Source organism: uncultured Pseudacidovorax sp. (genome assembly GCF_913773995.1).
Classification (GTDB): domain Bacteria; phylum Pseudomonadota; class Gammaproteobacteria; order Burkholderiales; family Burkholderiaceae_C; genus Xenophilus.
In genome coordinates this window covers 23,053-32,051 of sequence record NZ_CAJYES010000208.1, presented here as the reverse complement: position 1 = coordinate 32,051, position 8,999 = coordinate 23,053, and the positions used below count along the sequence as shown (strand labels likewise).

Sequence of the window (8,999 nt, the reverse complement as noted above, 5' to 3'; positions counted from 1 at the left end):
GCGCCCGTCTCGCCATCGGTCGGCACCAGGGCGTCTTCGCCGTCGGGCGCCTGCCCGTCCATGACGGCCCCGACCTGCTCTCCGTCGCCTGTCGGCGCGGGCACTGAAGCGCGAGGACTGCGCGTGTGCACGCGGGGCGCGCGGCTGCCCGACTGCGCCTTGCGCTGCTCGGCACGCACCTGCTCGATCAGGTCCTCGCGGCGGATGTCGTCCGCGGTGCTGAATTCCTGCCACCACTCGGCGATGGCTTCGTCCACCTCGCCGATGTCGGCGCGCAGGCGCATGAAATCGAAGCCGGCGCGAAAGCGTGCCTGTTCGACCAGGCCGTAGGGCGTGCTGCCGACGCGCTTGTCGAAGCGCGGCTGCATCATCCAGATCTCGCGCATGTCGGCCGCCAGCTTGCCGCGGCCCGACACGTCGCCGATGCGCGTGTTGAAGACGTCGTCGATGGCGTCCTGCAGCGCGGGAATCGGCGGCTGCGCACGCTGGCCCGGACGTTCCTTGAGTCGGGCCTGCCAGCCTTCGCGCACGTCGCTCCACAGCACGCAGGCCAGCAGGAAGCTGGCCGCCACCGGCTTGCCCTCGCCCACGCGGCGGTCGGTGTCGGCCAGCGCGGCCTTCACGAAGGGCAGGTCGGCGCGCTCCACCACCACGTCCAGCAGCGGATAGATGCCGCGCGCCAGGCCCAGCGTCCGCAACTGCGCGATGCTGGCCAGCGCATGGCCCGTCTGCAGCAGCTTGAGCATCTCGTCGAACATGCGGCTTTGCGGCACGTCGGCCAACAGCTTCGCGGATTCGACCAGCGGCGCCGCGGTCTTGGCGTCCATCTTGAAGCCCAGCGCCGCCAGCTTGGCGGAGAAACGGATGGCGCGCACGATGCGCACCGGATCCTCGCGGTAGCGGGTGGCCGGGTCGCCGATCATGCGCAGAACCAGCTTCTGCGCGTCGCGGATGCCGTGGTGGTAGTCCACCACGATCTGCCGCGCCGGGTCGTAGTACATCGCGTTGACGGTGAAGTCGCGCCGCGCGGCGTCCTCGTCCTGCGGACCCCAGACGTTGTCGCGCAGCACGCGTCCGCTGGCGTCCACGGCATGCTTCATGGCCGAGAGTTCGCTCCTGCTGGTGCGCTCGTTGCCGGCCACCTGCTCGGCGGCACCGGCTTCCATGTAGGCGCGGAAGGTCGAGACCTCGATCACCTCGTGCTCCCGACCCCGGCCGTACACCACGTGCACGATACGGAAGCGCCGGCCGATGATGAAGGCGCGCCGGAACAGGCCCTTCACCTCTTCCGGCGTGGCATTGGTGGCGACGTCGAAGTCCTTGGGCTTGAGGCCCAGCAGCAGGTCGCGCACCGCGCCGCCCACGATGTAGGCCTCGAAACCGGCCTGCTGCAAGGTGGCCACCACGTTCTTGGCCCGCTCGTCCACCAGGGCGGGGTCGATGCGGTGCACGCTGGCATCCACTTCCTGGCGCTTGCCGAAGCGCGAGCGGCCGCCGCGGGCCGAGCCCGTCTTGGCCAGGATCTTGTCGATGAATTGCTTGATCATGGAATCCGTGTGTCGGGTCGCCCCCGCAGGGCGGCCCGGAGTGTCTTCATTCGTTTTCGAGCATGTGCCGCACCAGCGGGATGGTGATGGCACGCTGCGTCTGCAGGGCATAGCCGTCGAGCTTCTTGAGCAGCTCGACGAGGCTGCCCAAGTCGCGGCTGAAGCGGTGCAGCATGTAGTCGACCACCTCCGGCGGCAGCTTGAGGCCACGTGCCGAAGCCAGCTCGTGCAGCACGGCACGCCGCTCGGCCTCGCTCAGCAACTGCAGTTGGAACACATGGCCCCAGGCCAGGCGCGTGCGAAGGTCCTCGCGCAGCTTGAGGTCGGCCGGCGGCAGTTCGCCCGCCGCCACCACGCCGCATTGCAGCGACTGCGCCTGCACGAACCAGCTGAAGGCCGCCTGCTGCTGCACGGTGTCGTACAGGTGCACGTCGTCCATCAGCACGGCGTCCCACTGTTCGTCGAAGGGTGGCGGGTCGTAAAGGCCCGGATGCATCCAGCCCAGCCGGGCGCCCTGGTCGTACAGGGCCGCGGCAACCGACTCCAGCAGGTGCGTCTTGCCGGTGCCCGATTCGCCCCACAGGTAGATCGGCACCGGCGAGTGCAGCGTGCCGCGGCCGGTGCCCACCCACGCCCGCAGATGCGCCACCGCTTCCTCATTGGGCCCGACGTGGAAGCTCGCCAGCGTCGGCGCTGTCTGCAGGCCGATGTCGAGCGCGAGCTGCTTCATGCGAGGGAGATGGATGGCGGCGGAGGGGATGCGGGAATGCGGGAGGCGGGCCGGAGCCGACCCTTAAAATCGCCCGAAATTCTATGCGGCCCGCCTCCGCGCCTGTCGAAGACGCCCGGGCCGCCTTCTTTTTGTCTTTCTGTCTGCGCCGCTCGCCACCATGACCTCGCCCTCCTCCACCCCCCTCAGCTACAAGGACGCCGGCGTCGACATCGACGCGGGGGACGCGCTGGTCGACCGCATCAAGCCGCTCGCGAAGAAGACCATGCGAGAAGGCGTGCTGGCCGGCATCGGCGGCTTCGGCGCCCTGTTCGAGGTACCGAAGCGCTACAAAGAGCCGGTGCTGGTCTCCGGCACCGACGGCGTCGGCACCAAGCTCAAGCTGGCCTTCGAATGGCAGATGCACGACACCGTGGGCATCGACCTGGTGGCCATGAGCGTCAACGACGTGCTGGTGCAGGGCGCCTAGCCGCTGTTCTTCCTCGACTACTTCGCCTGCGGCAAGCTGGACGTGGACACCGCGGCCCGCGTGGTCGGCGGCATCGCCCGCGGCTGCGAACTGTCGGGCTGCGCGCTGATCGGCGGCGAGACGGCCGAGATGCCCGGCATGTACCCCGCCGGCGAATACGACCTGGCCGGCTTTGCCGTCGGCGCGGTCGAGAAGTCGAAGATCCTCACCGGCCAGAACGTGAAGCCCGGCGACGTGGTGCTGGGCCTGGCCTCGCATGGTGTGCATTCCAACGGCTTCTCGCTGGTGCGCAAGGTGATCGAGCGCGCGGGCGCCGACCTGCCGTCCACGCTCGATGGCCAGCCCTTCCGCGAGGCCGTGATGGCGCCCACCCGTCTGTACGTCAAGCCGGTGCTGGCGGCGCTGGCCGCGCATCCGCACGGCGGCGAGGCGGGCGACGGCGGCATCAAGGCCCTGGCCCACATCACCGGCGGCGGCCTGCTGGAGAACATTCCGCGCGTGCTGCCGGAAGGCACCGCCGCCCACCTCACCAAGGGCAGCTGGCCGCAGACCGAACTGTTCGCCTGGCTGCAGAAGGTGGCCGGCATCGACGACATCGAGATGAACCGTACCTTCAACAACGGCATCGGCATGGTGGTGGTGGTCGCCGCGGCCGACGCCGAGGCCTGCGCTGCCACGCTGCGTGCGCAGGGCGAGACGGTGCACGAGATCGGCACCATCGCAGAGCGCGGCAACGGCGCCGCGGTAGTCGTGGCCTGAGGATCCGCCCGGCCACGCCGTGACGATGCCGCCATCTGTCGCCACCGGCGCGCGCCGCTCGGTGGTCATCGCCAGCTACCTGCTGATGGGGCTGGGCCTGCTGGGCATCCTGCTCAGCCATCTGCTGGTGGGCCTGCTGTGCGCCTGCGTGGGTTTCCTGTTCACGCGCTGGTTCGTGAGGCTGGCCGTGCGGCTCGCGCACCGTCGGCTGGCGCCGCGCACGGCGGCTCGCGTCGAATCGATCATCAAGGCCGTGGCGATCCTGCTGGTGGTCGTGGGGCCGCTGGCATTGCTGGCACTGGGCGTGTCGCAGGCGCGCGAATACGTGGTCGAAGCGCCGCAGCAGTACCGCGGCCTGCTCGACTACATCGCCCGCACCATCCTGGAACTGCGCCAGAAGCTGCCGCCCGAACTGGCCGCTTCCCTGCCGGCGGCCGCGGACGACGTCCAGCGCATGGTGGCCAATTACCTGCGCAACGAGGCCGGCACGCTCGCGCTGGCCGGACGGGCCTGGCTCAACGCGGTGCTCCACGGCTACGTGGGCCTGATCGTCGGCGGCCTGGCCGCCGTCGCGCTGCCGCCGTCCCACCGGCGCCCCCTGGCCGCCGAACTCCACCAGCGCATCACCACCTTCGGCCAGGCCTTCAAGCAGATCGTGGCGGCACAGTTCTGGATCGCCAGCTTCAACACGGCGCTCACGGCCACCTTCCTGCTGCTGGTACTGCCGCTGTCTGGGACGCGGCTGCCCTATACACCGGTGCTGATCACCTTCACCTTCGTGGCCGGACTGGTGCCCATCGTGGGCAACCTGCTGTGCAACGTGGTGCTGACCCTGGTGGGGCTGTCGGTGTCGCCGCTCACGGCGGCGGCCTGTCTGGTCTTCCTGATCCTGATCCATAAGGCCGAGTACGTCATCAACGCCAAGGTGGTCGGCAAGCGGACACACATGGCCGTGTGGGAGCTGCTGTCGGTCATGTTCGTGGCCGAAACCGTCTTCGGGCCGGCAGGGCTGGTGGCGGCGCCGTTGTTCTACGCCTACCTCAAGAAGGAGCTGGAGGCGGCTCGGCTGGTGTGACGTCGGCGCCGGGGGCGGCGTCCTCGATGTCCGATTTCGACCGAAGCTCGGCGCAGGCGGTGCGGACGCACCAGGCGGCCATCTGAACAATTCAGGCTGTCTCAACGCCTTGATACGGAGCCATCCCATGACCGCCTGCCTGCTCGTGATCGACGCCCAGGAATCCTTCCGCCACCGCCCCTTCTTCCGCCCTGACGACGTTCCCGCCTGGCTGGCTGCACAGAACGCGCTGATCGAAGGCTGCCGCAAGGCCGGCGTGCCCATCGTGCGCATCTATCACGTCGACGGCCCGCACGATCCTGCCAATCCCTTCGCCGAGGAGAGCGGCCACGTCCGCCCATTCGACGGCCTGGCCGCTTTCGACGCCGACGCCACCTTCATCAAGCATCGGCACAGCGCGCTGGTCGGCACCGGCCTCGACGTCTGGCTCACGCAGCACGGTATCAGCCGGCTGATCGTCAGCGGCATCCGCACCGAGCAATGCTGCGAAACGACGACACGCCACGCCAGCGATCTCGGCTGGCAGGTGGACTATGCGCTGGACGCCACACTCACCTTCGACATGGTCCAGCCCGATGGCCAGCCTCTGACGGCCGCGCAGATCAAGGCCCGGACCGCCACCGTGCTGCAGGGCCGGTTCGCGCAGGTGTGCAGCGCGGCGCAGGCCCTCGCACGCCTGCCCGCACTCGAAGCGGCCTGAGGCCAGCAGAGCGCTCCATGACGACCCCGAACGCCAGTCCCTTTGCGCACCTGCCCGCCGGTCCCTGCTACGCCGTCATCTTTTCCTCCCAGCGAAATGCTGGGCACGACGACGACGGCTACGCCGAGGCCGCCGACCGCATGGTCGCGCTGGCGGCGGCGCAGCCCGGCTTCCTGGGCGTGGAAAGCGCACGCGGCGCCGATGGCTTCGGCATCACGGTTTCGTACTGGGCCAGCGAGGAGGCGATCGCTGCTTGGCGCCGACATGGCGAGCACGCCGCCGCACGCGAGCAGGGCCGCAGCCGCTGGTATGCGGCCTTCGAACTTCGCGTGGCCCGCGTCGAGCGGGCCTATGGCAGTGGCCGGCCATGAGCGTCCGTGCGTTCGCGCCGAGGCGCATGCGCGCCGAGGCGCATGCGCGCCGCCGCCCAGGCCGGCGCGGCTCCGGCGGGCCCGCCACAGGACGCACCCGCCGCCATCCGCGTTGTCTTTGCCCTGTTGCCCGACAGCCTGGCGCTCGATTGGGCCGGACCGGCCGAGGCACTGCGCATCGCCAACCGCCTGCTCGCGACCGGTAGCCGGCCGTTGCGCTTCGACGTGGAGTTCGCCGCTGCCCAGCCCGTGCTGCGCAGCTCCGTCGGCGTGCAACTGGCCGGCCTGATGCCGCTGCCCGAATCCTGGGACACGCGCCCGACCTGGCTCGTGCTGGTGGGCCTGCCCGGCCGGCACATCGACGTCGACACACCCGAGGCGCGCCAGTTGCTGCACTGGCTGCGCGGCCAGCGTCTGCAAGCCGGCCAGTTGGAGCTGCTGACCATCTGCGGTGGCGCCCTGCTCGCGGGCCACGCGGGCCTGCTGGCGGGCCGGCGCGCCACCACGCACCACCATCACCTCGATGAGCTGAAGGCCAGCGAGCCGGCCTGCGAGGTGGTGGCCAACCGCGTCTTCGTGCTCGATGCGCCGGTCTTCAGCAGCGCCGGCGTGACCACCGGCATCGACCTCATGCTGCACCGCATCGGCACCCTGTGCGGCGAAGCGCTGGCGGCCCAGGTGGCGCAGACGATGGTGATGCCGCTGCGGCGCGGTCCGCAGGATCCGGAGCTGTCGCCCTTCCTGGCCCACCGCCATCATCTGCATGCCGCCGTCCACCGCGTGCAGGACGCGGTGAGCGAGGCGCCCCAGGCCGACTGGACGGTTCCCGGCATGGCCGCCCTGGCCCACACCTCACCGCGGCACCTGACGCGCCTGTTCGTGCAGCATGCCGGCGTGGCACCGCTGACCTACCTACGACGTCTGAGGCTGGAGGCGGCGCGGCAGGCCATCGGCGCAGGCGCCAGCGTGACCGAGGCGGCCGAGACCTGCGGCTTCGGCACCGACACGCAGTTGCGCCGGGCCTGGCATCAGTTCGGGTTGCCGGGCACGCCGGCGCGCCCTTCGGCCTGATCGGGCGCGGTATCGGACGCCGCCAGCCAGTCCGCGGCATGGGCGCGCAGCACGTCGATCTGCACCCACACGAGCAGCAGCTCGGTGCGCATCAGCCGCAGGCGGGCCGTCACCTCGTCGGCCTCGCCCGCCTGGGGTGCCGTGCGGCCGGCGTCCGCCTCGGCGCCAGCGGCCAGCGCTTCGCGTGCCGGGTATGGCGGGGTGGCGTCCGCCTGGCCAGCCTCGACGGCCGCCGCCAATTGCTCCAACGCCGCGGCAGCCTGCTGGGCGGCCTCGCGCAGCACGGCCATCTCCGGCCCATCAGGCACGGCGGCGCGGTGGGCGCCCAGCGCCGACAGGTAGCTCAGCAGCGTGTGCGACTGGATCACGAAGCGCACGGCGACACCCGCACGGCGGCGGGCAAAGCCCGGCTCGCGGAACATCTCCGTCACGGCCGTGGACAGCGCCGCGTCGCCGTTGTGCGCGTTGCGCCGCGCGAGGCGGTAGGCGAGATCGTCGCGCGCACCGCTGGCGTACTGGCTGGCGATCTGGCGCAGGTAGGTCGCATGCTGACGCATGGCGTGGGCGGCGATCTCGTGGATGCGCCGGGCCTGCCAGTGCGGCAGCACCAGCAGCACGGCCAGGCCGGCGATCACGCTGCCGATGGCGGTGTCGATCAATCGTGGCTCGATCAGCCGCGCGCTGTCGGTGATCTGGTTGAAGCACATCAGCACCAGCAGCGTCATGGCCGCCGTGGCCAGCAGATAGCGCGTGCTGCGGTTGGCAAAGAAGACCACGCCCGCCACCACGGCGAAGACCGACTGCAGCAGCGGCTGCGGAAAGAGGTCGATCAGCGCCCAACCCGCCACCACGCCCAGGGCCGTGCCGACGACGCGCTGGCCCATGCGCGCGATGGTCTCGCCATAGCCGGGCTGGCAGACGAAGAGCGTGGTCAACATGATCCAGTAGCCCTCCTGCAGCTGCACCACGTGCATGACACCATAGCCGGCAGCCAGCGCCACCGCCAGGCGCACCGCATGGCGGAACAGCGGCGAGCGCGGCGTGAGCTGCCGGCGCACGCGCGCCAGCGCGTCGCGCCAGTCGCGGGCCGAGCGGTCGAACAGGCTCATGTCGGTGCGGCCGAGCCGGGCGGAGGGATGCGCGGTATGGCTGGCACCGGCCAGTTGGCCGTCGAGCAGCGCCAGGTTGCGCGCCAGCGCCTCGATGGCCGGCAGCCGTTGCCGCGCCTCGTCGCCAGCCGTCGCATGCGCGTGTGCGATGGCGCTGCGCAACTCGGCCAGGGCCTGCACGCTCTGGCCGTCCATCACGAAGGGCTCGCGCCGTTCCACCGAGTGGGCCAGCAGGCTGCAGGCCTCCCCCTGCAGCCAGAGCACGCGCTGGCAGCGATAGAGCAGGTCGCTGTGGAAGAAGGCATCGGCCAGCGCGTTGTAGTCCTCGTGGGACGAGCTGGCGCGCTCGTGCACGTCCTGGGCGATCAGGTAGAGGCCGCGGTAGCGCGCGAGCCGGCCCGTGGGCGCCCGCGGGCCGAGGCGCGAGAAGATGGCCTCCTTGGCATCGTTGAGGGCCGCAACGACCTTCGCATTGAGCCCGGCCAGCGCCAGCCGCTTGCGCTGCACGTCCACGCCGCGCAAGGGCTCGAAGAGGGAGGCTTTGTAGCGCACGTATTCGCCCAGCGCACCATAGACCCGCACCAGCATGGCCTGAACCGGCAGCGAGGGGAACAGCGCACACCACAGCACCGAGATCGCGCCGTACCAGGCGGCGCCGGCCACCAGCAGCAGCGGCTCGCGCCAGTGGTGGCCGGGGCCGTGCGCCGCCACGGCGTGCTCCATACTGATGGTGGCGTACATCGCCAGGATCAACGTGCCGTAGGCAATGGCCTTGTAGCGCGCGCCGATGGCGCCCAGCATGGTGATGGCGAAGGCCGCCAGGCAGAACACACCGATGAACACCCACGACAGGCCGAACAGGGCCTGAACCCCGGCGCCGACTGCCGCGAAGCAGGCCAGCGTCACCAGAAGCGCGCGCAGCCGGCCGCGCCAGCTGTCGTCGGTTTCGGCCAGCGCGCTGGCGATGGTGCCGAGGAAGAGCGGAATCACCGCGTCCTGGTGGCCAGCCAGCCGCGCGCCGGCCATCAGGGTGGCCAGCGCCAGCAGCACGCGCAGGGGCTGTGCGCGCTGGAAGAGCATGCGCCATTGGTCGCGCAGGCCGTTTATCGAGATCAGGGAGTCCATGGAAGAGCGGAAAGTCGTCCGGGTCACGCAGGATGCATGCCGC

General features: G+C 70.5%; 7 protein-coding genes and 1 pseudogene. 5 read left to right on the top strand and 3 right to left on the bottom strand.

The annotated features are described in order from the left end of the window. Both pcnB and hda read right to left on the bottom strand, forming a co-directional pair. Nucleotides 1-1,547: polynucleotide adenylyltransferase PcnB (gene pcnB / locus QZ772_RS19630; RefSeq protein WP_295529712.1), on the bottom strand; the 1,547-nt coding region annotated here is incomplete at its 3' end. Nucleotides 1,548-1,593: 46 nt separating this feature from the next. Continuing rightward, entirely contained in the window at nucleotides 1,594-2,277 is a 684-nt protein-coding gene (gene hda / locus QZ772_RS19625; RefSeq protein WP_295529710.1) for a DnaA regulatory inactivator Hda, read from the bottom strand. 160 nt (nucleotides 2,278-2,437) lie between these two features. Between hda and purM the strand changes: the two are divergent. The 5 genes and pseudogenes from purM to QZ772_RS19600 all read left to right on the top strand — a co-directional run bounded on the left by purM (nucleotide 2,438) and on the right by QZ772_RS19600 (nucleotide 6,722). Next, a pseudogene (gene purM, locus QZ772_RS19620) lies at nucleotides 2,438-3,505 on the top strand (phosphoribosylformylglycinamidine cyclo-ligase). Nucleotides 3,506-3,530: 25 nt separating this feature from the next. Then, the gene (locus QZ772_RS19615) at nucleotides 3,531-4,580 is read left to right on the top strand and encodes an AI-2E family transporter (RefSeq protein ID WP_295529708.1); all 1,050 of its coding nucleotides are present in this window, start codon (nucleotides 3,531-3,533) and stop codon (nucleotides 4,578-4,580) included. A gap of 127 nt (nucleotides 4,581-4,707) precedes the next feature. Next, entirely contained in the window at nucleotides 4,708-5,280 is a 573-nt protein-coding gene (locus QZ772_RS19610; RefSeq protein WP_295529706.1) for an isochorismatase family protein, read from the top strand. A 17-nt stretch (nucleotides 5,281-5,297) separates the two neighbouring features. Further along, complete coding sequence (locus tag QZ772_RS19605) at nucleotides 5,298-5,651, top strand: antibiotic biosynthesis monooxygenase (RefSeq protein WP_295529704.1); 354 nt, start codon at nucleotides 5,298-5,300, stop codon at nucleotides 5,649-5,651. A 42-nt stretch (nucleotides 5,652-5,693) separates the two neighbouring features. Further along, a complete protein-coding gene (locus QZ772_RS19600; RefSeq protein WP_295529702.1) occupies nucleotides 5,694-6,722 on the top strand; it encodes a helix-turn-helix domain-containing protein in 1,029 nt (342 codons plus the stop codon). On the opposite strand, the gene yccS is transcribed toward QZ772_RS19600, so the two are convergent. Then, a complete protein-coding gene (gene yccS / locus QZ772_RS19595) occupies nucleotides 6,680-8,956 on the bottom strand; it encodes a YccS family putative transporter (protein ID WP_295529699.1) in 2,277 nt (758 codons plus the stop codon). The two genes, QZ772_RS19600 and yccS, sit on opposite strands and share 43 nt — an antisense overlap. Nucleotides 8,957-8,999 lie beyond the last annotated feature (43 nt).

Bases quoted from the DNA above. Each gene is read 5' to 3' on its own strand.
- QZ772_RS19605 (WP_295529704.1), top strand. From the start codon at position 5,298: ATGACGACCCCGAACGCCAGTCCCTTTGCGCACCTGCCCGCCGGTCCC.
- QZ772_RS19615 (WP_295529708.1), top strand. From the start codon at position 3,531: ATGCCGCCATCTGTCGCCACCGGCGCGCGCCGCTCGGTGGTCATCGCC.
- QZ772_RS19610 (WP_295529706.1), top strand. From the start codon at position 4,708: ATGACCGCCTGCCTGCTCGTGATCGACGCCCAGGAATCCTTCCGCCAC.
- QZ772_RS19600 (WP_295529702.1), top strand. From the start codon at position 5,694: ATGCGCGCCGCCGCCCAGGCCGGCGCGGCTCCGGCGGGCCCGCCACAG.
- yccS (WP_295529699.1), bottom strand. From the start codon at position 8,956: ATGGACTCCCTGATCTCGATAAACGGCCTGCGCGACCAATGGCGCATG.
- hda (WP_295529710.1), bottom strand. From the start codon at position 2,277: ATGAAGCAGCTCGCGCTCGACATCGGCCTGCAGACAGCGCCGACGCTG.